The organism is Cupriavidus pauculus, from assembly GCF_008801835.1.
Lineage (GTDB): Bacteria > Pseudomonadota > Gammaproteobacteria > Burkholderiales > Burkholderiaceae > Cupriavidus > Cupriavidus pauculus.
The window spans coordinates 22792-46659 of record NZ_VZOW01000003.1 but is presented as its reverse complement, the minus strand read 5'-3'; the positions used below and the strand labels follow the sequence as shown (position 1 = coordinate 46659).

Below are 23868 nucleotides of genomic sequence, written 5' to 3'. Positions count from 1 at the left end.
TGGCATGGGCGCGGTCATCGGGCAACAGGCTGGCGTGATCAGCTCAGCTTGCCGTGGCACTGCTTGAACTTCTTGCCCGATCCGCACGGGCAGGGATCGTTGCGGCCGACCTTCGGCATGCCGGCCAGCGCGAGGTCGGCGCCGCCCATCGCGGCCATCGCCGCGGTTGACGTGCTGCGGCGCGCGGTTGCGTCTTCAACAGATTCGCCACCTTCCGCGAATTCGTCATGCTTGTACTGAATGTTCTCCAGATGCGACAGTCCTTCCTCGATCTGCTCGGAAGCCTGCTCCAGTTGCTCTGGCGACTGGATCTGCACGTTGAATACCACCCGCGTGACTTCGCTCTTGATCACATCCAGCAGACGCGCAAACAACTCGAACGATTCGCGCTTGTATTCCTGCTTCGGATCCTTCTGCGCATAACCGCGCAAGTGAATGCCCTGACGCAGGTGATCGAGCGCCGCCAGATGTTCGCGCCAGTGCGTGTCGATGCTCTGCAGCATGACCGAGCGCTCGAAGCCGGCAAACGATTCGCGCCCCACCTGAGCCACCTTGGCGTCGTAGGTTTCGCGCGCTGTCTTGAGGATCAGGTTCAGCAGGTCTTCGTCTTCGATGCTCTGCGCGGCCTCGACGGTCTTGGCCAGCGGAACGTCCAGGCTCCAGTCGTCGCGCAGGCGCTGCTCCAGGCCGGCGATATCCCATTGCTCTTCCATGGTGTCGGCCGGCACGTATTCGCGGAACAGTTCCACAATCACGCTTTCGCGCAGATTGGCAACCATGTCGCCCACATCCTGCGCTTCCAACACGTCGTTACGGAGCTTGTAGATTTCCTTGCGCTGGTCGTTGGCGACGTCGTCGTACTGCAGCAGTTGCTTGCGGATGTCGAAATTGCGACCTTCCACCTTGCGCTGCGCCGATTCGATCGAACGCGTGACGATACCCGCCTCGATCGGCTCGCCCTCGGGCATCTTCAGGCGCTCCATGATGGCGCGCACGCGATCACCCGCGAAAATGCGCAGCAGCTGGTCGTCCAGCGACAGATAGAAGCGCGACGAGCCCGGATCGCCCTGGCGACCGGCGCGGCCGCGCAGCTGGTTGTCGATACGGCGCGATTCGTGGCGTTCGGTCCCGACGATATGCAGGCCGCCCGCAGCCTTGACCTGCTCGTGCAGCGACTGCCATTCGTCCTTGAGTTGCGCGATCTTGGCCGCCTTCTCTGCGTCCGACAGGCTGGCGTCGGCCTCGATAAAGCCGGCCTGCTTCTCGACGTTGCCGCCCAGCACGATGTCGGTGCCACGGCCAGCCATGTTGGTGGCAATGGTGATCATCTTCGGACGGCCGGCCTGCGCCACGATCTCCGCTTCACGCGCGTGCTGTTTGGCGTTCAGCACCTGGTGCGGCAGTTTTTCCTTGTTCAGCAGGTCCGACAGATATTCGGACGTCTCGATCGAGGTGGTGCCGACCAGCACCGGCTGGCCGCGCTCGTAGCAGTCGCGGATGTCGCGCACCACGGCGTCGTAGCGCTCTTTCGAGGTCTTGTAGATCTGATCCTGCAGGTCCTTGCGCTGCGCCGGACGATTGGTCGGGATCACGACCACTTCCAGGCCGTAGATTTCCTGGAATTCGTACGCTTCCGTGTCGGCCGTGCCGGTCATGCCGGCCAGCTTCTCGTACATGCGGAAGTAGTTCTGGAACGTGATGGTCGCCAGCGTCTGGTTTTCCTGCTGGATGGTGACGCCTTCCTTGGCTTCCACGGCCTGGTGCAGCCCGTCGGACCAGCGGCGGCCGGTCATCAGGCGGCCGGTGAATTCATCGACGATGACCACTTCGTCGTTCTGGACCACATAGTGCTGGTCGCGATGGAACAGGCAGTACGCGCGCAATGCCGCATACAGGTGATGCATCAGCGTGATGTTCTGCGGCGCATAGAGCGATTCGCCTTCGGCGATCAAACCCTGGGCCGCCAGCACCTGCTCGGCCTTTTCGTGGCCGGCTTCGGTCAGGTAGACCTGGTGTCCCTTCTCGTCGACGTAATAGTCGCCCGGTTTTTCCACGCCGGTGCCGTCGGCCTTTTCCTCGCCGATCTGGCGTTCCAGCAGTTGCGGAATGCCGTTCATGCGCTGATAGAGATCGGTCTGGTTTTCGGCCTGACCCGAAATGATCAGCGGCGTACGCGCTTCGTCGATCAGGATCGAGTCCACCTCGTCGACGATGGCGTAATGCAATGGGCGCTGCACACGTTGCGACGGGTCGTAGACCATGTTGTCGCGCAGATAGTCGAAGCCGAATTCGTTGTTGGTGCCGTAGGTGATGTCCGCGTTGTACGCCACCTGCTTCTGGTCGTGCGGCATCTGCGACAGGTTCACGCCCACCGACAGACCCAGGAAGTTGTACAGGCGTCCCATCCATTCGGCGTCGCGCTGGGCCAGGTAATCGTTGACCGTCACCACATGCACGCCCTTGCCGGTCAGCGCATTGAGATAGACGGGCAGCGTGGCGGTCAGCGTCTTGCCTTCGCCGGTGCGCATTTCGGCAATCTTGTTGTCGTTCAGCACCATGCCGCCGATCAGCTGCATGTCGAAGTGGCGCATCTTCATGACGCGCTTGCTGGCCTCGCGGCAAACGGCAAATGCTTCGGGCAGCAACGACTCGAGCGATTCGCCGCCGGCGTGGCGCTGGCGGAACGTCTCGGTCATGCCGCGCAGTTCGTCGTCCGAAAGCGTTTCGAACTTCGGCTCCAGCGCGTTGATCTGCGCAACCGTGCGCCGATATTGTTTGATCAGCCGTTCGTTGCGGCTGCCGAAGACTTTCTTGAGAAGGCCCGTGATCATCGAGTGCTTTCACCTGCCTGAACGCCCGGTAGGAAACCGTGCGGCCACGCGTGAGGAATGGGTAGATTGGCGCGAAACGCCGAGTTTATCATGTGCCGATGAGCTGGCCCGACCTGTTGCCAGCACAGAATCTGCACAGGTGCAACAGCCTCGCCGTAGTGCCGAGTTGCAAATCCAGCAGGTTGGGACAATGGCAAGATCTTCAATGTTCCGGGCGCCCGCCGCCGAAGGGACGGCCCAACGGCCCAGCGGCTCAGCGGATGGCGGTGCGGTCCGTGGCGACCGGCGCCAGCGCGAGCGGCGCCGGGGTTGCGGCGCGCAGGAAAGTCGCGGGATTGCGTGGCATGCCGTTCACATGGACCTCGAAATGGAGATGGGCGCCGGTCGAACGGCCAGTGCTGCCGACGCGCCCGATCATTTGCCCGGGACGTAACAGATCGCCCACTTTCACCAACGATTTCGACAGGTGGGCGTAGCGCGTCTTGATGCCGTCGCCGTGCTCGATATCGATCATGTTGCCGTACTCGGGGTGCCATTCCGCGGCCACCACCACGCCGCCGGCCGCGGCAAGAATCGGCGTGCCCGACGGCGCCACAAAATCCACACCCTCATGCTGGGAGCGCCGTCCGGTGAACGGGTCGATGCGCGCACCGAAGCTCGATCCATCGTAGCCCGTCGCCACCGGGACAACGTTCGGCTGGCGCCGCTCGCGCATCTGGCGATCCATCAGAGCCGTCTCGATGACATCGAAATAGTCGGTGCGGTGTCCGGCCTGCTCGCCCAGCCGCGTCAGTTCGGCGCGCAATTCGGGCAGCGTCAATTCGCGGGACAGCGCCGGGCTGGCGGGCCCTCCGCGCGCAGGCAGCCGGCTGAAATCGAAATCCTGCGGCGAAATGCCGGCGAGGCCCGAGACGCGCTCGCCGAGGGCGTCGAGCCGCACCATCTGCGCCTGCAACTCGCCCACGCGCGCGGCCAGCACCGCAAGGTTTTCGCGCAGATATGCGTTGTCATGCGCCTGGCGGGCAATCTGCGGGGCGGCGTTGTGACGGGTCAACAGCCACGTCAGGCCAGACGACGCAGCGGCCACCAGAAGGCACAGCGCGAGACCTAGCAGCGCGACGCGTGTCCGCGTCAATTGCATGCGGAACACCCGCGGTGCGCGCGGATGCAGAACGATGATTTGCATGAGACTTGCCCCAATCCCCCAGGATCGGCGCCAGTTGGCGCCGACGCGCATGCGGCCATCACGTCCCCGCGCCCGGACAGCGAGGATTGCGCGCTAGAATGCGCGCATGCGCTTGTTCACTCACCATGCCCTCCAGACACCCGCCGCCAAGCCGCTCAATGACTGGCTGACGAAGGCCGGGCCGGTTTCGGCGCTGATGCAGACGGCGCGGCAACTGGCATCGCTGGAGGCGGAAGTACTGTCGCTGCTGCCGCCGGGCATGCGGGCCGGCATTGCCGTGGCAGGCGTGAAGACCGACACCCGGGGACCTCAGGCGGAGCAGACTTTGCTGTTGCTGGCCGCACATGGCGCGGCGGCCGCGCGCGTCCGGCAAGTGGTGCCGACCTTGCTTTCAAGGCTGCAGCAACGCGGCTCGCAGGTTACTGCAATCCGTGTGCGGGTACAACCGGAGGTTGGGCGCGCCGATTGGGACGTCGGCCCCGTCGAGCGCAAGCCGCGCACCGCAAATATTCCCTCTAACGGCCTGCAGAGCATGGACGCGCTGGCGCGCAGCCTGCCCGAATCGCCGCTGAAGGACGCGCTGCAGACGCTGCTGTCGCGGCACCGCTAGACCGGCGTCGACATCGCACGCCCTGGCCCACGCAAAGTCGGGCTCTCCCAAGCAAAAACCCCGCATTCTTACGATTGCGGGGTTTTTTTCTTGCAGCAGCCCGAAGGCCGGGCGGCGGTCAGGCGAAGGCTGGCTGCACCTGCGGCAGGAAAGCGGTCGGTGCTTCCTCGACCTTATCGAAGGTCACAAACTCATAGGCTTCCTGGTCCGCCAGCAGCGCGCGCAACAGTTGGTTGTTCAGGCCGTGGCCCGACTTGTGCGCAATATACGAACCGATCAGCGGATGGCCGACCACGTACAGGTCGCCGATAGCATCCAGGATCTTGTGGCGGACGAACTCGTCGCCGTAGCGCAGTTCCTCATTGTTGAGCATGCGGTGCTCGTCGAGCACGATGGCATTGTCCAGGCTGCCGCCGCGCGCCAGGCCCATCTCGCGCAACGCTTCCACCTCATGGGCAAAACCGAAGGTGCGGGCGCGGGCGATCTCGCGCACGTAGCTCGTGTCGGCGAAGTCGATCGAAAACGTCTGCCCAGTCTTGTCGACTGCGGGATGACGGAAGTCAATCGTAAAGGCGAGCTTGAAGCCAAAGAACGGCTCCAGCCGCGCCAGCTTGTCGCCTTCGCGGACTTCCACGGCTTTCTTCACGCGGATGAAGCGCTTGGCGGCCGATTGCTCTTCGATACCGGCCGATTGCAGCAGGAACACGAACGAGGCGGCACTGCCGTCCATGATCGGGATTTCCTCGGCATCGACGTCCACATAAAGATTGTCGATGCCAAGCCCGGCGCAAGCCGACATTAAGTGCTCCACGGTGGAGACACGTGCACCATTCTTCTGCAGCACCGAAGCCAGGCGGGTATCGCCGATTGCCGACGCGGCCACCGGGATTTCCACCGGCTCGGGCAGGTCGACGCGGGTAAAGACGATGCCGGCATCGGCGGGAGCGGGCCTCAGCGACAGCGTCACTTTTCGACCCGAGTGCAAACCAATGCCAACCGTCTTCACCAGGGATTTGATAGTGCGCTGTTTGAGCATGACGGCCTCAACTATTATAAAAAGCTATTGGGCGTAAATTCTAATAATGCGATACTACCATCACTCGGTATATTGCGATGCACCACATTGTTTCCGAGTGTTAGGCAACGCCGTCAAAGATAACTAAACGCCACAATATTTGCGTGTTCGTATCAGGAGCGCAACGCTTCCAATACAGCTTCCACGCTGCTGACCTTGAATTCACCGGGCGCTTCGACGGCCAGATGTTTCACCACGCCGTCCTCGACGATCATCGCGTAGCGCTTTGCGCGAACGCCTAGTCCGCGCTGGCTCAGATCCTGATCGACGCCCAGCGCCCTGGCCCATTGCGCCGCGCCGTCGGCCATCATCCGGACCTTGTCGCCAGTCTGTTGATCGCGTGCCCACGCGCCCATGACGAAGGCGTCGTTGACCGCATGACACCATACTTCATCCACGCCGGCCGCGCGCAGTTGGTCGTGCGCCTGGACGAATCCCGGAACATGCTTGGCCGAGCAGGTCGGCGTGAATGCGCCGGGCAGGCCAAACACCACGATTTTCTTGCCCTTGACCAGCTCAGCCACGGAAAAGGCGTTGGGTCCCAGCGCGCAGCCGCCGGACTCGGTTTCGAAAAATTCGTACAACGTCGCGTCCGGGACGCGTTGGCCAACGGCGATCATGGTATTCGATCCTGTGGGGAAAACCCTGCCTGCATCATAGGGGCGGATGCGATCATCCACCAAGCGTGAAGCGCCATGGCGCGCTCCAGGTGCAGGGGAAACACCTTGCTGAAAAGGCCGCGCGGCGCGTCGGTTGGACGCGCCGCGCGGACGATGGCATCCCGCCGCCGGTGCGCGGGAAAGCAGTCCGGGGAGGCGGCCGATGGCCCGCCTTTCCCGGCAACGGGATGCGATGGACGACATGCGGCGCGGGTGCGGCGCAGCCGGGCGCGCTGACGAGTTGCGTCAGTCCAGGCGATCGTCGAGCGGATAGGGAGCGCTCGGGCGACGCGGGAAGGACCGCCGACAACCTGCCAGGCGCACGGCCACTGCCGCCGCCCTGCCGGAGGCCAACTCAGTCTGCCTGCTTGCGCAGGAAGGCCGGAATGTCGTACGTATCCACGCCCTTTTCCTGCAGTGCTGCCACGTGGGCCGATGCCGACTCACGCGAGCTGCGCCACACGGCGGGCGTATCCAGGTTGCTGTAGTCCGGCGACGCATGCGACGGCGCGGCGGTCAGGCCAGCCATCATCTGCACGGGGATATTGTCCGTACCGGTCTTGAGCAACGTCATCGGCTGCTGCTTCTTGGCCGAACGGCCCAGGCCGGTCGCCACCACCGTCACGCGCAGCGCGTCGCCCATCGAATCGTCGTACACCGTACCGAAAATCACGGTCGCGTCTTCCGCGGCATAGCTGCGGATCGTGTTCATGACTTCCTTGGTTTCCGACAGCTTGAGCGAGCGGCTTGCCGTGATGTTGACCAGCACGCCGCGCGCACCGGACAGATCAACGCCTTCCAGCAGCGGGCTGGCCACTGCCTGTTCCGCGGCCAGACGGGCGCGGTCGACGCCGGACACGGTTGCCGTGCCCATCATCGCCTTGCCCTGCTCGCCCATCACCGTCTTCACGTCTTCGAAGTCGACGTTCACCAGACCGTCGACATTGATGATTTCGGCGATGCCGGCCACCGCGTTATGCAGCACGTCGTCGGCGCACTGGAAGCACTTGTCCATCTCGGCATCGTCGCCCATCACTTCGAACAGCTTCTCGTTGAGCACAACGATCAGCGAATCGACCGACGATTCCAGTTCGCCCGAACCATGTTCGGCAACCTTGGCGCGGCGTGCGCCTTCGAAGTCGAACGGCTTGCTGACCACGCCGACGGTCAGGATGCCCATCTCCTTGGCCACCTGCGCCACGATCGGGGCCGCGCCCGTACCGGTGCCGCCGCCCATGCCGGCAGTGATGAAAACCATGTGCGCGCCGCGCAGCGCATCGGCGATCTGCTCGCGTGCCTGCTCTGCGCAATTGCGACCCACTTCCGGCTTGGCGCCGGCGCCCAGACCCGAATTGCCGAGTTGCAGAACGCGCGAAGCCGTCGACCGCTTCAGCGCCTGGGCATCGGTGTTCATGCAAATGAACTCCACACCCTGCACACCGCGGCTGATCATGTGCTGCACGGCATTGCCGCCAGCACCGCCCACGCCCACCACCTTGATGATGGTGCCGTCCTGAATCTCCGTTTCGATCATGTCAAAGTCCATCACTGCCTCCGAGAAAAATCAGTCCCCAAACGCTGCGGCCTCCCCGCCGCAACCCTTGGTTCCTGAACAAGAAACCTTCAAAGAACCACTAGCCAAAAAAACTGGAACAACCTTGCTCGATGCGCCGCGACCCGTATCGCTCCATGCGGTGGATCGAAACGCGGAAACTTTCCTGACACGCATCGGCATCAGAAGTTGCCGACAAACCATTCCTTCATGCGTGTCCACACCTGCTTGACCTGCCCGCTCTGCACGGCCACCTTGCGGCCCCGCATGCGTTGTACGCAACCTTCCTGCAGCAGTCCCATCACGGTCGAATAGCGCGGGCTCTTCACCACTTCGTGCAGATTGCCGCGGTATTCGGGCACGCCCACGCGCACAGGCTTCAGGAAGATGTCCTCGCCCAGTTCCACCATGCCGGGCATCATCGCCGTGCCGCCGGTGATCACCACGCCCGACGACAACAGTTCTTCGTAGCCGGACTCGCGCACCACCTGGTGCACCAGCGAATAGAGCTCCTCGATACGCGGCTCGATCACGGCCGCCAGCGCCTGGCGGCTCAACGTGCGGGTGCCGCGGTCGCCAACGCCGGGCACCTCGATCATGTCTTCCGGATCGGCGATGGCCTGCTTGGCGATGCCGTACTGCATCTTGATGTCCTCGGCGTCGGGCGTCGGCGTGCGCAGCGCCATGGCGATGTCGTTGGTGATCTGGTCGCCGGCAATGGGGATCACGGCCGTGTGCCGGATCGCGCCCTCGCTGAAGATCGCGATGTCGGTCGTGCCGCCGCCGATATCGACCAGCACCACGCCCAGTTCCTTCTCGTCTTCGGTCAGCACCGCCAGGCTTGACGCCAGCGGCTGCAGGATCAGGTCATGCACTTCCAGGCCGCAACGGCGCACGCACTTGACGATGTTCTGCGCCGCGCTGACCGCGCCGGTCACGATATGCACCTTCACTTCCAGGCGGATGCCGCTCATGCCGATCGGCTCGCGCACATCTTCCTGGCCGTCGATGATGAATTCCTGCGTCAGGATGTGCAGGATCTGCTGGTCCGTCGGGATGTTCACCGCCTTGGCGGTCTCGATCACGCGCGCCACGTCGGTTTGCGTGACCTCCTTGTCCTTGATCGCCACCATGCCGCTGGAATTGAAGCTGCGGATATGGCTGCCGGCGATACCGGTGAAGACCTCGGCGATCTTGCAATCGGCCATCAGTTCGGCCTCTTCCAGCGCGCGCTGGATCGACTGAACGGTGGCTTCGATGTTGACCACGACCCCCTTCTTCAAACCCTTGGACTCGGACTGGCCCATCCCGATCACCTCGTAGCTGCCGTCGGGGCGCAATTCCGCCACCACCGCGGCCACCTTGGAGGTGCCAATGTCGAGACCGACCAACAGGTCCTTGTATTCCTTGCTCATCGAGTTTTCTCCGCGTTCTTACTCTTGAGTCGCGTCGGATTGTTATTGGTGTTACCGGCCGAAGCCGCCTGGGGGGCTGCCGCCTTGGCGGCTGCCTTGGCCGCGGCGGCCGCCTGTGCATCCGTCAAAAAGCGCACGCTGGCCGTGCGGATCGCAAAGCCGTTCGGGTAGCGCAGATCTGCATAGTCGATCTGCTTGCCCCACTGCTCAGTGAGCTGCGGCCACGACGCCACGAAACGCTTGACCCGCGCTTCCATGGCCGCGCGGTCCTCGTCGTTCTGCTCGCGGCCAAATTCGACCACCATGCCGTTGGACAGCTTGGCGCGCCACGCATAGCGGCCCGACAGGGCCACCGCGAGCGGTTCGAGCTTCAGCGGCTTGAACCAGTCGCGCATGGTCTCGAGCTTCTCGACGACGTCCTCCTCGCTCTCGGGCGGGCCATCCAGCGCCAGCAGTTGCGCGTCTTCCTCGGCTTCGGCGGTATTGGCGACAAACACTTCGCCGTAGGTGTTGATCAGCCGGCCGCTGTCCGCATTGCCCCAGGTGCCCAGCGCCTCGTGTTCCTCGACCTGCACCGCCAGACCATTGGGCCACTCGCGCCGCACGCTCGCATGGCGCACCCAGGGCACCGATTCGAACGCCTGCCGCGCGGTATTGAGGTCGAGCGTGAAGAAATTGCCCGACAGCTTGCCCAGCGCATTGGCACGTACGCTCGGCGCGTTCACATGGCGCAGCGGCCCGCCGCCCATCGCTGTCAGTTCCACGTGGGTGATGGCAAACACTGGCCGTTGCGCCAGCCACAACAGGCCAGCGCCAAGCGCCATGAGCGCCACCAGCGCGTAAAGCGCTGAGGCGATCAGGTTAAGCAGGCGCGCGTTTTGCCACATGGTTTTCGGTCAGGCGATAAGCCGGTTGGTAATGCGGTTATTCGGGTTTCCAGTGCTCGTTCGGATGCAGGTCCAGCGTGGCGAGCGCAAGCACCTGCATGACGAAGTCCTCATAGCTGATGCCCTGCGCGCGCGCGGCCATCGGCACCAGCGAATGGCCGGTCATGCCAGGCGACGTATTCATTTCGAGCAAATAGGGCTTGCCGTCGCGCGTCAGCATCACGTCCGCGCGGGCCCAGCCCCGGCAACCCAGCACGCGGAATGCTTCGACGGCCAGCGCGCGCACTTCGTTCTCAAGTGCTTCGGGCAAAGTCGAGGGGCACAGGTATTGGGTATCGTCAGTAAAGTACTTATTTTGATAGTCGTAGTTCGACTCGGGCGCGACAATTTTGATGACCGGTAGCGCTTCGGCGGTTGCGCCCTCGCCCACAACCGGGCAAGTCAGCTCCGCGCCGTCGATAAACGTCTCGGCGATGACGTCCGCATCGAGCGCTGCCGCCTTCTCGAATGCCTCGCGCATCTGGTCTGCGGCGGTGACCTTGGTCAGGCCGATCGAGGACCCTTCGCGCGCCGGCTTAACGATCAGCGGCAGCCCCAGGTCGCGCACCACGCTGTCGAAATCGGTGTCCGCCTGCAACATCGCAAAGCGCGGCGTGGCCAGGCCGTGCGTGGTCCACAAGCGCTTGGTAGCCTGCTTGTCCATGGCCAGCGCGGACGCCAGCACGCCGCTGCCGGTGTACGGCACGCCCAGTTGTTCGAGCAGCCCCTGCATCGTGCCGTCCTCGCCATAGCGGCCGTGCAGCGCGATGAATACGCGGTCGAACTTCGCCGCGGCGAGCTCGGCGACGGACTGCAGCGCCGGATCGAACGGATGTGCGTCGACGCCGCGCGACTTCAACGCGGCCAGCACGCCGTTGCCTGACATCAGAGAGATCTCGCGCTCGGCGGAGCGGCCGCCCAGCAGCACGCCAACCTTGCCCAGCGATTTCGGATCGATATTGGGATGGGCCACGAAGCTCATTGCTGACCTCCCGTCTGATGCGAGACCAGCTGTCCCGGGACGGCGCCGATCGTACCGGCGCCCATTGTCACGACCACATCGCCAGGTCGCACGGCATTCAGAATCGACTGCGGCATATCTTCGATCTGCTCGACAAAAACGGGTTCTACCTTGTTGGCCACGCGCAGCGCCCGGGTCAACGCCCGGCCGTCCGCGGCCACGATGGGCGCCTCGCCCGCGGCATAGACTTCGGCCAGCAGCAGCGCGTCCACCGTGCCCAGTACCTTGACGAAATCCTCGAAGCAGTCGCGCGTGCGCGTAAAGCGGTGCGGCTGGAACGCCAGCACCAGCCGGCGGTCCGGGAAAGCGCCGCGCGCGGCGGCCAGTGTGGCGGCCATTTCGACGGGATGGTGGCCGTAGTCGTCCACCAGCGTGAACGTGCCGGTGCCGTCGGGCGTTGCCACCTCGCCATAGCGCTGGAAGCGGCGGCCCACGCCGTGGAACTCGCGCAGCGCCTTGACGATCGATGCGTCCGGCACTTCGAGTTCGGTGGCGATGGCGATGGCTGCGAGCGCGTTCTGCACGTTGTGCAGGCCGGGCAGGTTCAGCACGATGTCGAGCGGCGGCTCGGCATGGCCGTTCAGCTGACGCAGCACGGTGAAATGCATCTGGCCATCGACGGCGCGCGCATTAATCGCGCGGATCTGCGCGTCTTCGGCAAAGCCGTAGCGCACCACTGGCTTGGAGACGAACGGCAGGATCTCGCGCACGTTCGGATCGTCGACGCACAGCACGGCAATGCCGTAGAACGGCAGACGCTGCGTGAACTCCACGAACGCCTGCTTCAGACGGGCAAAGTCGTGCCCGTAGGTGTCCATGTGGTCGGCGTCGATGTTGGTGATGACTTCCATCACCGGAAACAGGTTCAGGAACGACGCGTCCGATTCATCGGCTTCGGCCACGATAAAGTCGCCAGTGCCCAGGCGCGCATTCGCGCCCGCGGAATTGAGGCGGCCGCCGATCACGAAGGTCGGATCGAGCCCGCCTTCGGCCAGCACGGACGCCACCAGGCTCGTGGTGGTGGTCTTGCCGTGCGTGCCGGCGATGGCGACGCCCTGCTTCAGGCGCATCAGTTCGGCCAGCATCACGGCGCGCGGCACCACGGGAATGCGCTTGGCGCGCGCGGCCAGCACTTCGGGGTTGTCGTTGGTCACCGCGGTGGACACCACCACGGCGTTGGCGCCTTCCACGTTGGCGGCGTCGTGCCCGTGCGCCACCCGGGCGCCGAGCGAGGTCAGGCGCCGCGTGGCAGCGTTGCTGCCCATGTCGGAGCCCGAGACCTTGTAGCCCAGGTTCAGCAGGACTTCGGCGATACCGCTCATGCCGGCGCCGCCAATGCCTACGAAGTGGATGTTCTTGACGATATGCTTCATTGAATTCGTTTCACTTGTCACCCGCCATCTGGCGGCAAATCTCGGCGACGCGCCGGGTTGCCTCCGGTTTGGCCAGGCTGCGCGCAGCGCGCGCCATGTCCTTCAGTTGCTCGCGCGACAGGCCGGCGATGGTTTTCGCCAGGCCTTCCGCACTCAATTCGTTTTGCGGCACCAGCAGGGCCGCGCCCTGCTTCGACAGGAACTTTGCGTTGGTGGTCTGGTGATCGTCCACCGCGTGAGGAAACGGCACGAACAACGCGGCCACACCCGCGGCGGCGACTTCCGACACCGTCATCGCGCCGGCGCGGCAGATCACCAGATCGGCGTCGGCATAGGCCGCCGCCATGTCGTCGATAAACGGCACCGTCTCGCCGGCCACGCCGGCGGCGGCATAGTTGGCGCGCAGTTGGTCGATCTGCTTGGCGCCGGCCTGGTGTTTGACCGACGGCCGCTGCGCTTCGGGCAACTTCGCCAGCGCCTTGGGCACCACGTCGTTCAAGGCTGCGGCGCCGAGACTGCCGCCGACCACCAGAATCCGCAGCGGCCCGGTGCGATGGTCGTAGCGCGACTCGGGCGCCGGCATGTCAGCCAGTTCCGCGCGCACCGGGTTGCCAGTCCACTCGCTGTGCGGCAGGGCATCGGGGAACGCGCAGAGCACGCGATCCGCGACCTTCGCCAGCACCTTGTTGGCCAGTCCGGCAATCGAGTTCTGTTCGTGCAGCACCAGCGGCCGGCCCAGCAGCGACGCCATCATCCCCGCCGGGAACGTGATGTATCCACCCATGCCAAGCACGACGTCCGGTTTGACGCGGCGCAGCGCACCGAGGCTTTGCCAGAACGCGCGCAACAGGTTCAGCGGCAACAACAGCTTGGTCACAAGGCCCTTGCCGCGCAGTCCGCCAAACTGGATGTATTCCATCGGAATATCGTGCTTTGGCACCAGCGTGGCTTCCATGCCCGCGCGATTTCCCAGCCAGACCACACGCCAGCCTTCGTCACGCAACGCGCGCGCCACCGCCAGCCCCGGAAACACGTGGCCGCCAGTACCGCCCGCCATGACAAGCAGCGTGCGCGCGCTCATACCTTGCCTCCGCGCATCGAAAAAGGATTTTGGCTCCGGCCGCTGCGCTTAACTTCCTGCTCGCGCAGGAAGTTAGCCTTCGCCGAAATCGCGTGCTGATGCGCTGCGGTCATACCTTCCCTCCGCGCATCAGCACGCGATTTTCATAATCGATCCGCAGCACAATGGCCAGGCCCACGCAGTTCATCAAGATGCCGGAGCCGCCGTAGCTCACCAGCGGCAGCGTCAGGCCCTTGGTCGGCAGCAGGCCCAGGTTCACGCCCATGTTGATGAAGGTCTGCCAGCCGATCCACACGCCCATGCCCTTGGCCACCAGGCCGGCGAACGTGCGGTCCAGCTGCAGCGCGGTGCGGCCGATGTTGAAGCAGCGTCGCACCAGCCAGTAGAACAGCACGATCATCACGAGCACGCCGACAAACCCGAATTCCTCGCCGATCACCGCGAGGATGAAGTCGGTGTGGGCTTCGGGCAGGTAGTGCAGCTTTTCGATGCTGCCCCCCAGGCCGACGCCCGTCCATTCGCCGCGGCCGAAGGCGATCAGCGAGTGGGTAAGCTGATAGGCCTTGCCCAGGGCGTTGCTCTCTTCCCAGGGATTGAGGTACGCAAAGATCCGCTCCCGACGCCACGGCGATGCGGTGATCAGCAGGCCGAACGCGCCCACCGCCACGCCCACCAGGCCCGCAAACAGCTTGCCGTTGATGCCGCCCAGGAACAGGATGCCCATGGCCACGGCGGCGATCACCAGGAACGCGCCCATGTCCGGCTCCAGCAGCAGCAGCATGCCAACCACCACCACCGCGACGCCCATCGGCAGGAAACCCTTGGACACCGTCTGCATCCATTCCTGCTTGCGCACCGTGTAGTTGGCCGCGTAGAGCACCACGGCCAGCTTCATCAGTTCCGACGGCTGGAAGTTCATGACGCCGAGCGGAATCCAGCGCCGGGCGCCGTTCACGCCCTTGCCGACGAACGGCACCAGCACGATGACGAGCAGGATCAGCGAGATGACGAACAGCTTGGGCGCGTATTTGCCCCACACCTTGACCGGAATCTGGAACGCCACCAAGCCCATCGACAGGCCGATGAACAGCGCGAAGGCGTGGCGCACCAGGAAATGCGCCTCGCGGTAGTTGGCGTAGCGCGGCGAATCGGGCAGCGCGATCGAAGCCGAGTAGACCATCACCAGGCCAAACGTCAGCAGCACGATCGCCACCCACAGCAGCGGCTGGTCGTATTCCATCATGCGCGAACGGGTCGGCTTGACGCCCGACACGGCGTCGCGCAATCCGCCCCAGGCGTTGCCGATGGTGGCGCCGATGAATCCGCTGCGCTTGACCTGCGATTCGCTCATGGCATGATCCCCCGGGACAGGGCCAGTTCTTCCACCGCGCCGCGGAACACCTGCGCGCGATGGACATAGTTGCGGAACATGTCGAGGCTGGCGCAAGCCGGCGACAGCAGTACGACATCGCCGGCTTGCGCCAGACTGGCCGATTTCTCCACCGCTTCATCGAGCGACTGCGCGTCGACGATCGGTGCATCGCAGCCAGCCAGCGCCGCGCGGATCGCACCGGCGTCCTTGCCGATCAGCACCACGGCGCGCGCATATTGCGCGACCGGTGCCGCCAGCGGCGAGAAATCCTGTCCCTTGCCTTCTCCGCCGGCGATCAGCACCACGCGCTTGTCCAGGCCGTTCAGCGCGGCCACGGTCGCGCCGACATTGGTGCCCTTGCTGTCGTCGAAGTACTCGACCTCGTCGATCGTCGCCACCCATTCCACGCGATGCGGTTCGCCGCGGTACTCGCGCAGCCCGTGCAGCAACGCATTCATCGGCAGGTCGATGGCGCGGCACAGCGCCAGCGCGGCCATCGCGTTGGTGGCGTTGTGCATGCCGCGGATATGCAGGGCGTCGGCCGGCATCAGGCGCTTGTGCCGTACCGGCACCGCCTGGTCCACGACCTCGTCCTTCTTGCGGCGGCGCGGTTTCGGTTCGCTGTCGGATTCGGTGTCCGGCTCGGCCAGTACGATCCACGGCATGCCGCCTTCGCGCAGGACGCCGTAGCTGCCCGGCGTTTCAGGCAAATCGGTGCCGAACGTGACCAGCGTCGCTCCCTGGCGCGCCATATCGAGCGTGAGGCGGTCCTGGCGATTCAGTACCTGCACGCAACCTTTGCCGGCCGGGCCGAAGATGCGTGCCTTGGCGGCGGCATAGGCTTCCATGCTGCCGTGCCAGTCGAGGTGATCCTGCGAGATATTGAGCACCGTCGCCGCATGCGGCGCCAGCGAAAACGTGTATTCAAGCTGAAAGCTCGACAGTTCCAGCACCCACACGTCTGGCAGCGTGGCGCTGGCGATGCACGCCGAGAGCTTGTCCAGCGCGGACGGGCTGATATTGCCGGCCACCCCGACGCTCTTGCCGGCGCGCTCGATCAGCCGGCCGGTCAGCGCGGTGGTGGTGGTCTTGCCGTTGGTGCCGGTGATCGCCAGCACGGCGGGCGCGTACCCCGAGGTGGCCTCCAGATAGCCCAGCGCCTGCGCGAACAGTTCGATTTCGCCCCAGACCGGGATGCCGCGCGCGCGCGCTGCTGCCAGCAGCGCGCTGGTGCCGGCTTCGAGCGGCGACAGGCCGGGGCTGATCGCCACCAGTCCGATGTCGTCGAGCAATCCTTCGGCAAACGGGCCGCCGGCAAACTGCGCGGTGGCAAGCTCGGACTGCAGCAGCGCAAGATTGGCGGGCGCCTCGCGTGTGTCGGCCACACGCACGCGGCAGCCGTTCAGGCCGCACCAACGCGCCATGGCCAGCCCCGATTCGCCGAGGCCAAGTACCAGCACATGAGGTTTTTGCAACACGCCAAACACTTCGATTTCCTGCCTTCAGAGTCCGTCAGTTATTCAATGTCGCGCAGCTCAGCGCAGTTTCAGCGACGACAGCCCGATCAACACGAGCAGCATGGTGATGATCCAGAAGCGCACGGTGACCTGCGTTTCCTTCCAGCCGCCGAGTTCAAAATGGTGATGCAGCGGCGCCATGCGGAACAAGCGCCGGCCCTCGCCATAGCGCTTCTTCGTAAATTTGAACCACGTGACCTGCAGCATCACCGACAGCGTTTCGACCACGAAAATGCCGCCCATCACGAACAGCACGATTTCCTGGCGCACGATCACGGCGATGGTGCCAAGCGCGCCGCCCAGTGCCAGTGCGCCGACATCGCCCATGAACACGCGCGCCGGATGGGCGTTGAACCAAAGGAATGCCAGCCCGGCCCCCGCCATCGCGGAACAGAAGATCAGCAGCTCGCCCGCCCCCGGGATATGGGGAAACAGCAGGTACTTGCTGTAGACCGAACTGCCCATCACGTAGGCGAATACGCCGAGGCCGCCGCCCACCAGCACCACGGGCATGATCACCAGGCCGTCGAGGCCATCGGTCAGGTTCACCGCGTTGCTCGATCCCACGATGACCAGGTACGTGAGGACGATGAAACCGGTCACGCCCAGCGGGTAGCTGATTTCCTTGAAGAACGGAACGATCAGGTTGGTCTTGTAAGGCACGTCGGCAAACATGCCGCCCTCGATCCAGCCGAGGAACAGGCTCCACACCCGCACGTTGCTGGCCTCGGACACCGAGAACGCCAGATAAACCGCCGCGATCAAGCCGATCAGCGTCTGCCAGAAAAATTTCTCGCGGCTCGACATGCCGCGCGGATCGCGATACACGACCTTGCGATAGTCATCGACCCAGCCGATCGCGCCATAGCCGAGGGTGACCAGCAGCACCACCCAGATGAAACGGTTGCCCCAGTCACACCACAGCAACGTGGAGATGGCGATCGAGATCAGCACAAGCACACCGCCCATAGTGGGCGTGCCCGATTTGACCAGATGGGTCTGCGGACCGATCGTACGCACGGCCTGCCCGATCTTGAGCTCCGTCAGGCGACGGATCACCCACGGCCCGAAACCCAGGCCGATCACCAGCGCGGTGAGGTTGGCCATCACCGCGCGGAAAGTCAGATAGTTGACGACCCGCAGGAAGCTGTAATCGTTTTGCAGCCACTGGGCCAGTGCCAATAACATCGTTTGTCTTATTCGTTAGTGAGCGGAAGGTGTTGCGACCAGCGCAGCGACCATCCGTTCCATGCGCATGAAGCGCGACCCCTTCACGAGCACGGCGGCCGCACCGGCCACCACGCTCTCCCTGTCTTCCTGCAGCGCCTGCATCAGGCCTTCGGCCGTAGCGAAATGACGCGCGCCCGCGCCAAAGGCCTGCACCGCATGCGGCGCCAGCTCACCGGTGGCCCAGAGCGTCTCGATACCGTGCTGGCGCGCGTACTCGCCGATCTCGGCATGGAACGCCGGCCCCTGGTTGCCAACCTCACCCATGTCGCCAAGCACCAGCACGCGCGGCGCGGCAAACCCCGCCAGCACGTCGATGGCGGCGCGCATGGAATCGGGATTGGCGTTGTACGTATCGTCGATCACCACCGTGCCGGCCGGCGAGTGCTTGACCTGCAGGCGGCCCTTGACCGCCGCGAAGCCTGCGATGCCGCGCTGGATCGCGTCGACGCCCACGCCAGCCGCCAGCGCGCACGCCGTGGCGGCGAGCGCATTGCGCACGTTGTGCATGCCCAGCAATTGCAAGCGCAAATCGAATGTCTGCCCGGGCGCCGTGACGTGCAGCACCTGCACGCCGTCGTCGAGCGAGACCGTGGCGCGCACATCGGCCGAGGCATCGGTGCCGAATGCCAGCACGCGCCGCGCGCCAGCCGCCTCGCGCCAGATCCGGGCGTGCGCGCCGCCGCTCTCGGCATCGACCGGGAACACCGCCACGCCGTCGGCGGGCAATGCGGCCAGCGCGCTGGCGTGCTCCTGCGCCACGGCTTCCACGCTGACCATGAATTCCTGATGCTCGCGCTGCGCATTGGTGATCACGGCCACGGTGGGCTGGGCGATTGCGGCCAGATAAACCGTTTCGCCCGGATGGTTCATGCCCAGCTCGAGCACGGCCAGCCGATGGTGCGCGCGCATGCGCAGCACGGTCAGCGGCAGGCCGATGTCATTGTTCAGGTTGCCGCCAGTGGCCAGCCGGTCGTCGTCGCCAACCGCGGCGGCGAAGATCGCCGCGATCATTTCCTTGACCGTGGTCTTGCCGTTGCTGCCAGTCACCGCCACGGTGGGCGGCGCAAACTGGCGGCGCCAGCCCGCGGCCAGCTCGCCCAGGCCGAGCCGCGTGTCGGGCACGATCAGGGCGGGAATGCCGGCGTCGATATCGCGGCTCACCAGCACGGCGGCCGCGCCGCGCGCGACCACATCGGCCAGAAAATCGTGGGCGTCGAAACGTTCGCCCTTCAGGGCGACGAACAGGTCGCCCGGTTCGACGGTTCGGCTGTCCGTATGCACGCGTGAAAACGTGCACGACGGATCGCCGGAAATACGCGCGCCGGCCATCCAGCCGGCGGCTTGCTGCAAATTGGTCATGTGGTGTCCGTTCATGCCGACACCCCCCGCGTGCCCAGGGTCAGGCGTACGTGCTCGCGGTCCGAAAATGGACGCTTGCGGCCCTGGATCTCCTGCGTGGATTCGTGGCCCTTGCCGGCCACCAGCACCACATCGGCCGGGGCGGCGTGCTTGATGGCGTGGAGAATGGCGGCCGCGCGATCCTCGATCATGCGAACCCGGCCGCGATCCTGCATGCCGTCGGCGATCTGTTCGAGGATGTCGCGCGGGTCTTCGCTGCGCGGGTTGTCGCTGGTCAGCACGACTTCGTCGGCCAGCCGCTCGGCCACGCCGCCCATCAGCGGACGCTTGGTGGCATCGCGATCTCCACCGCAGCCGAACACGCACCACAGCTTGCCCTGGCGCGCATCGGTGACGGGACGCAGCGCGGCCAGCGTCTGCGCCAGCGCATCCGGAGTATGGGCGTAATCGACCACGGCCAGCGGCGCATCGTGGCCGCCGAAGAGTTCCATGCGGCCATCGACGGGCGTGAGCGTGCGCAGCGCAGCAAGGGCCGCGTCCCACGCCACGCCCTGCGCCAGCGCGGCGCCGAGCACGGCCAGCAGGTTGCTCACGTTGAAAGCGCCGATCATCGGCGTGGTCACGTCCGCGCTGCCAAAGCTGCCGTCGACGTGGAAGGCCGTGCCGGTAGCGGTGGCGCGTACGCCCGTGGCGCGCAGCCACTGTCCGCGCGTGGCGGAGGCGCCGGCGCGGCCGTCGATGCCATATTCGATGACCTGCGCGGCGGTGACCGCCATCGCGTTGCCATCGAGCAGACGGCGACCCATGTCGTCATCGCGATTGATCACGGCGGCGCGCAGCCCGTCCCATTTGAAGAGGCGCGCCTTGGCGGCCTCGTATTCGGCCATCGTGCCGTGATAGTCGAGGTGGTCCTGTGTCAGGTTGGTCAGCACCGCGACCGCAAACCCGGTGCCCGCCACGCGGCCCTGCTCCAGTCCGTGCGACGAAACTTCCATGGCGATGGCGCGCGCGCCGGCGTCGTTCAGATCGGCAAGGCTGGCCTGCAACTGCACGGCGTCCGGCGTGGTGAAGCCGGTTGCCCGCAACGCATCGGGAAACCCGGTGCCGAGCGTGCCGATGGTGGCGCACGGCGTGCCCGTGGCCTGCAGCAGACGCGCCAGCCACTGGGCACACGACGTCTTGCCGTTGGTCCCGGTGATGCCGGTGACCGTGAGCCCGCGCGCGGCGATGCCATACCAGCCCGCCGCGATCGGCCCGGCCAGCTCATGCAGGCGCGGGATGCCGAGATGGGGTACGCCGTCACCGTGCGTCCACGTGAAGCCCTCGGCTTCGTAGATCACCGCGCTGGCGCCGACCGCGATCGCCTTGTCGATGTGCGGACGGCCGTCGGTCGCCAGGCGTTCGTTGCCCAGCACATACGCGAAGAAGACGTCGCCCGGCTGCAGCCGGCGCGTGTCGCCGGTCAACTTTGCGCCGGCCGGCGCATGCGCATGCAGCCAGGCCAGCGCGTTGCTGGCCTGGACGGAGACTTCGAGAGGCAGAAGCGGCTGGGCCGTCATGGCGTCGCGCTCCATGGCTCGCTCTCGGGCACCTTGTCGGTCACCATCAATTGGCGGATCGGCGAATCGGGCTGGACGTTCAGCGATCGCAGCGCGCCGCCGGTGATCGCCGAAAACACCGGTCCGGCCACCGCGCCGCCGTAGTGGCTGCCGGCCGTCGGTTCGTCGACGCTGACCGCGACGATCACGCGCGGATTCGACATCGGCGCCAGGCCAATGAACGATGCGCGATACTTGCTGCGGTCGTAGCCGCGGCCGACGTGCTTGTACGCCGTCCCGGTCTTGCCGCCCACGCGATATCCCATCACCTGCGCTTCCGGCGCGGTGCCGCCGGGCGCCGTCACGGTTTCCAGCATGCCGCGCACCTCGCGCGCCACCGTCGGCGACAGGATGCGCTCGCCCGTGACCGGACCGTTGGTCTTGTAGATCGACACCGGGATCAGTTCGCCATCGTGCGCGAAGATCGTATAGGCATGGGCGATCTGGAACAGCGACACGGACAAGCCGTAGCCATAGGACATCGTGGCCTGCTCGATCGGACGCCAGCTCTTCCACGGCCGCACGCGACCGGCCACGGCGCCCGGGAAGCCGATCTTCGGCGCCTGGCCAAGCCCGACGCTGGTGAACATGTCCCACATTTCCTGCGGCTTCATCATCATCGCGATCTTTGTCGTGCCGATGTTGCTCGACTTCTGGATCACGCCGCCCACCGTGAGCGTGCCGTAGTTATGGGTATCGGAAATCGTCGCGCCCTCGAAGTTGTACTTGCCGGTCGTGACGACGGTCGTGGACGGCGTCACGCGCCCCAACTGCAGCGCCAGGCCGATCGAGATCGGCTTCATCATCGATCCGGGCTCGAAGGTATCGGTCAGCACGCGGTTGCGCAGTTGCTCGCCGGACAGGCGGGTGCGGTCGTTCGGGTTGTAGGTGGGCCAGTTGGCCAGCGCCAGCACCTCGCCGGTCTGCGCATCGAGCACCACGGCGCTGGCCGCCTTGGCCTTGTTGCGCTCCACCACGGCCTTGACCTCGTTGTAGGCGAGGTACTGGATCTTGGCGTCGATCGACAACTGCATGTCCTCGCCGTCGCGCGGGGTCTTGAGCACGCCAACGTCCTCAACCACGCGGCCCAGCCGGTCCTTGATCACCTGGCGCGCGCCGGGACGGCCGGCCAGCCCGGCTTCCCGGGCCAGTTCCACCCCTTCCTGGCCCTTGTCCTCGACATTGGTAAAGCCGACGATGTGCGCCATCGCCTCGCCTTCCGGATAGAAGCGCTTGTATTCGCGCGTCTGGTGAATACCTTCGACCTTGAGCGCGGCGATCTTGTCGGCTGCGTCCGGCAGCACCTGGCGCTTCAGGTAAACGAAACTCTTGTCCTCGTTAAGCTTGGCGCGCAGGTCTTTTTCGGACAAATCGAGCAGCTTGGCCAGTTGGCGCATGCGTTGCGGCTCGATGTCGTTGGGCACATCCTCGGGCACGGCCCAGATCGCCTTGACGGGCAGGCTCGTGGCCAGCACGAGTCCGTTGCGGTCGAGGATCTTGCCGCGCGTGGCAGGCAATTCCAGCGTGCGCTGGAACCGCTTCTTGCCCTCCATCTCGTAGAACTGGTTGCCCGGGCCCTGGATCCACATGGCGCGCGCCGCCAGCGCCAGGAACGCGGCGAACATCAGGAACACCACGAACTTCGAGCGCCACATCGGCAGGCGCAGGCCCAGCACCGGGCTGGCCGAAAACTGGCCGGTGCGCGGACGCGCCGCTTCGCCACGCGGCTTGCCGGCTGCGCGGGCGCGGTTCAGGGTGGGGCGGGCCATGCTCATTTGCTTGCGCCCCCTGCGGGTTGCTGTGCATCGGGAGGCGTGTCGGGCAATACCACGCCCTGGAGGTACTGGGTGCGGCCCGCGACGGCCGGCGACATCTTGAGCTGCGCGCGCGCCGCGTCGGCAATCCGCGCGCTCTTGCTGAGCGAACTCTGCTGGTATTGCAGGCGCGACCAATCGACATCGAGCTGCTTTTCTTCCGACTGCGCGCGCTCCAGCGCGACGAACAGCGTGCGCGCCTGATGCTGCGCGCTGACCAGCGACAGTGCACAGAGCATCAGGGCGGCAAGGAGGAAGAAGGTCAGGCGGTTCATGCCGTCCGGGCTCCAAGCTTTTCGGCCACGCGCATCACCGCGGAACGGGCGCGCGGGTTTTCAGCCACTTCTTCGGCGCCGGGCTTGAAACGGCCCAGCAGTTTCATCGTCGGCTGCGGCAGATCGGCCGCGCGCAGCGGTGCGCGACGCAGCGCCGGGTCGGCGTCCAGGTCCGGCTTCGCGTACGCCTGCATGAAACGCTTGACGATGCGGTCCTCGAGCGAGTGAAAGCTGATCACCACCAGGCGCCCGCCCGGCTGGAGCAGGTCGTACGCCGCCTTCAGGCCGTTTTCGAGGTCCGCAAGCTCTTGATTGATGTGAATCCGTAGAGCTTGAAAGGTGCGGGTCGCAGGGTCCTGACCCTTCTCGCGTGTCTTGACGGTTTTCGCCACGAGCGCGGCAAGGTCTGAAGTAGTGGCGATTGGGCCGCCATCGTCGGATTCGCGCCGGCGAGCAACAATCGCCTTTGCAATCTGTACAGCAAACCGTTCTTCCCCATAGTCTCGTATCACCCTGGCAATGTCGTGCTCGTCCGCTTGTGCAAGCCACTCGGCGGCGGTGACGCCGCGCGTGGTGTCCATGCGCATGTCCAGCGGGCCTTCGAAACGAAAGGAAAATCCCCTCGCCGCCTCGTCGATCTGGGGCGAGCTAATCCCCAGGTCGAGCAGCACACCAGCCACCGGGGCCCGATCGCGCAGACGGTCGCCCATTTCCGCAAAGCTCGCGTGCTCAATGGAGAAGCGGGCATCCTTGATGGTGCCCGCTTCTGCGATTGCTGCCGGATCCTTGTCGAAGGCGACGAGGCTGCCGGCCGGCCCCAGCCGCGCCAGGACGGCCCGGCTGTGACCGCCTCTTCCGAAGGTGCCGTCCACGTAGGCGCCGTCGGGCCGCCAGACGAGCGCCTCGACGGCCTCGTCCAGCAACACGGTGCGATGGCGCAGGGCGGTGGTCCCCGGCGTTTCGGTAGGGGTCAT

At 65.3% G+C, this 23868-nt stretch carries 19 protein-coding genes; 1 reads left to right on the top strand and 18 read right to left on the bottom strand.

Annotated elements, in window-relative coordinates:
• Positions 1 to 38: 38 nt before the first annotated feature.
• Positions 39 to 2831, bottom strand: coding sequence for a preprotein translocase subunit SecA (gene secA, locus F7R19_RS04670; RefSeq protein ID WP_061955292.1), 2793 nt, complete (start codon positions 2829 to 2831; stop codon positions 39 to 41).
• A 253-nt stretch (positions 2832 to 3084) separates the two neighbouring features.
• The gene (locus tag F7R19_RS04665; protein WP_150979514.1) at positions 3085 to 4017 is read right to left on the bottom strand and encodes a M23 family metallopeptidase; all 933 of its coding nucleotides are present in this window, start codon (positions 4015 to 4017) and stop codon (positions 3085 to 3087) included.
• A gap of 106 nt (positions 4018 to 4123) precedes the next feature.
• Between F7R19_RS04665 and F7R19_RS04660 the strand changes: the two genes are divergently transcribed.
• Positions 4124 to 4627 carry a DciA family protein gene (locus tag F7R19_RS04660; RefSeq protein WP_061955288.1) on the top strand — a complete coding sequence of 168 codons (504 nt, stop codon included), beginning with the start codon at positions 4124 to 4126 and terminating at the stop codon, positions 4625 to 4627.
• Between the two features lie 118 nt (positions 4628 to 4745).
• On the opposite strand, the gene lpxC is transcribed toward F7R19_RS04660, so the two are convergent.
• From lpxC to rsmH, 16 genes are all read right to left on the bottom strand, one after another.
• Positions 4746 to 5663 (bottom strand): UDP-3-O-acyl-N-acetylglucosamine deacetylase, encoded by a 918-nt coding sequence (gene lpxC, locus F7R19_RS04655; RefSeq protein WP_061955286.1) that lies wholly within the window; start codon positions 5661 to 5663, stop codon positions 4746 to 4748.
• Between the two features lie 152 nt (positions 5664 to 5815).
• On the bottom strand, positions 5816 to 6322 hold the full coding sequence (locus F7R19_RS04650; protein ID WP_150979513.1) for a peroxiredoxin: 507 nt from the start codon (positions 6320 to 6322) through the stop codon (positions 5816 to 5818).
• A 394-nt stretch (positions 6323 to 6716) separates the two neighbouring features.
• Positions 6717 to 7907: a cell division protein FtsZ gene (gene ftsZ / locus F7R19_RS04645; protein WP_061955281.1), complete on the bottom strand. Its 1191-nt coding sequence runs from the start codon at positions 7905 to 7907 to the stop codon at positions 6717 to 6719.
• Positions 7908 to 8095: 188 nt separating this feature from the next.
• On the bottom strand, positions 8096 to 9328 hold the full coding sequence (ftsA, locus tag F7R19_RS04640; protein ID WP_061955279.1) for a cell division protein FtsA: 1233 nt from the start codon (positions 9326 to 9328) through the stop codon (positions 8096 to 8098).
• On the bottom strand, positions 9325 to 10215 hold the full coding sequence (locus F7R19_RS04635; protein WP_061955277.1) for a cell division protein FtsQ/DivIB: 891 nt from the start codon (positions 10213 to 10215) through the stop codon (positions 9325 to 9327). The genes ftsA and F7R19_RS04635 overlap by 4 nt, the downstream gene beginning before the upstream one ends.
• 37 nt (positions 10216 to 10252) lie before the next feature.
• The gene (locus F7R19_RS04630) at positions 10253 to 11236 is read right to left on the bottom strand and encodes a D-alanine--D-alanine ligase (protein ID WP_150979512.1); all 984 of its coding nucleotides are present in this window, start codon (positions 11234 to 11236) and stop codon (positions 10253 to 10255) included.
• On the bottom strand, positions 11233 to 12648 hold the full coding sequence (gene murC / locus F7R19_RS04625; RefSeq protein WP_061955273.1) for a UDP-N-acetylmuramate--L-alanine ligase: 1416 nt from the start codon (positions 12646 to 12648) through the stop codon (positions 11233 to 11235). The genes F7R19_RS04630 and murC overlap by 4 nt, the downstream gene beginning before the upstream one ends.
• Positions 12649 to 12658: 10 nt before the next feature.
• Entirely contained in the window at positions 12659 to 13729 is a 1071-nt protein-coding gene (gene murG / locus F7R19_RS04620) for an undecaprenyldiphospho-muramoylpentapeptide beta-N-acetylglucosaminyltransferase (RefSeq protein WP_150979511.1), read from the bottom strand.
• A 109-nt stretch (positions 13730 to 13838) separates the two neighbouring features.
• Positions 13839 to 15080 (bottom strand): putative lipid II flippase FtsW, encoded by a 1242-nt coding sequence (gene ftsW, locus F7R19_RS04615; RefSeq protein WP_150979510.1) that lies wholly within the window; start codon positions 15078 to 15080, stop codon positions 13839 to 13841.
• Positions 15077 to 16588, bottom strand: a complete 1512-nt coding sequence (murD, locus tag F7R19_RS04610) for a UDP-N-acetylmuramoyl-L-alanine--D-glutamate ligase (RefSeq protein ID WP_150979509.1) — start codon at positions 16586 to 16588, stop codon at positions 15077 to 15079. Before murD ends, ftsW begins: the two co-directional genes overlap by 4 nt.
• Before the next feature lie 48 nt (positions 16589 to 16636).
• Positions 16637 to 17806: a phospho-N-acetylmuramoyl-pentapeptide-transferase gene (gene mraY / locus F7R19_RS04605; RefSeq protein ID WP_061955266.1), complete on the bottom strand. Its 1170-nt coding sequence runs from the start codon at positions 17804 to 17806 to the stop codon at positions 16637 to 16639.
• Between the two features lie 15 nt (positions 17807 to 17821).
• Positions 17822 to 19222: a UDP-N-acetylmuramoyl-tripeptide--D-alanyl-D-alanine ligase gene (locus F7R19_RS04600; protein ID WP_150979508.1), complete on the bottom strand. Its 1401-nt coding sequence runs from the start codon at positions 19220 to 19222 to the stop codon at positions 17822 to 17824.
• On the bottom strand, positions 19219 to 20766 hold the full coding sequence (locus tag F7R19_RS04595) for a UDP-N-acetylmuramoyl-L-alanyl-D-glutamate--2,6-diaminopimelate ligase (protein ID WP_150979667.1): 1548 nt from the start codon (positions 20764 to 20766) through the stop codon (positions 19219 to 19221). The genes F7R19_RS04600 and F7R19_RS04595 overlap by 4 nt, the downstream gene beginning before the upstream one ends.
• Entirely contained in the window at positions 20763 to 22580 is a 1818-nt protein-coding gene (locus tag F7R19_RS04590) for a peptidoglycan D,D-transpeptidase FtsI family protein (RefSeq protein WP_061955262.1), read from the bottom strand. Before F7R19_RS04590 ends, F7R19_RS04595 begins: the two co-directional genes overlap by 4 nt.
• The gene (gene ftsL / locus F7R19_RS04585; protein WP_061955260.1) at positions 22577 to 22894 is read right to left on the bottom strand and encodes a cell division protein FtsL; all 318 of its coding nucleotides are present in this window, start codon (positions 22892 to 22894) and stop codon (positions 22577 to 22579) included. Before ftsL ends, F7R19_RS04590 begins: the two co-directional genes overlap by 4 nt.
• Complete coding sequence (gene rsmH, locus F7R19_RS04580) at positions 22891 to 23868, bottom strand: 16S rRNA (cytosine(1402)-N(4))-methyltransferase RsmH (protein ID WP_150979507.1); 978 nt, start codon at positions 23866 to 23868, stop codon at positions 22891 to 22893. Before rsmH ends, ftsL begins: the two co-directional genes overlap by 4 nt.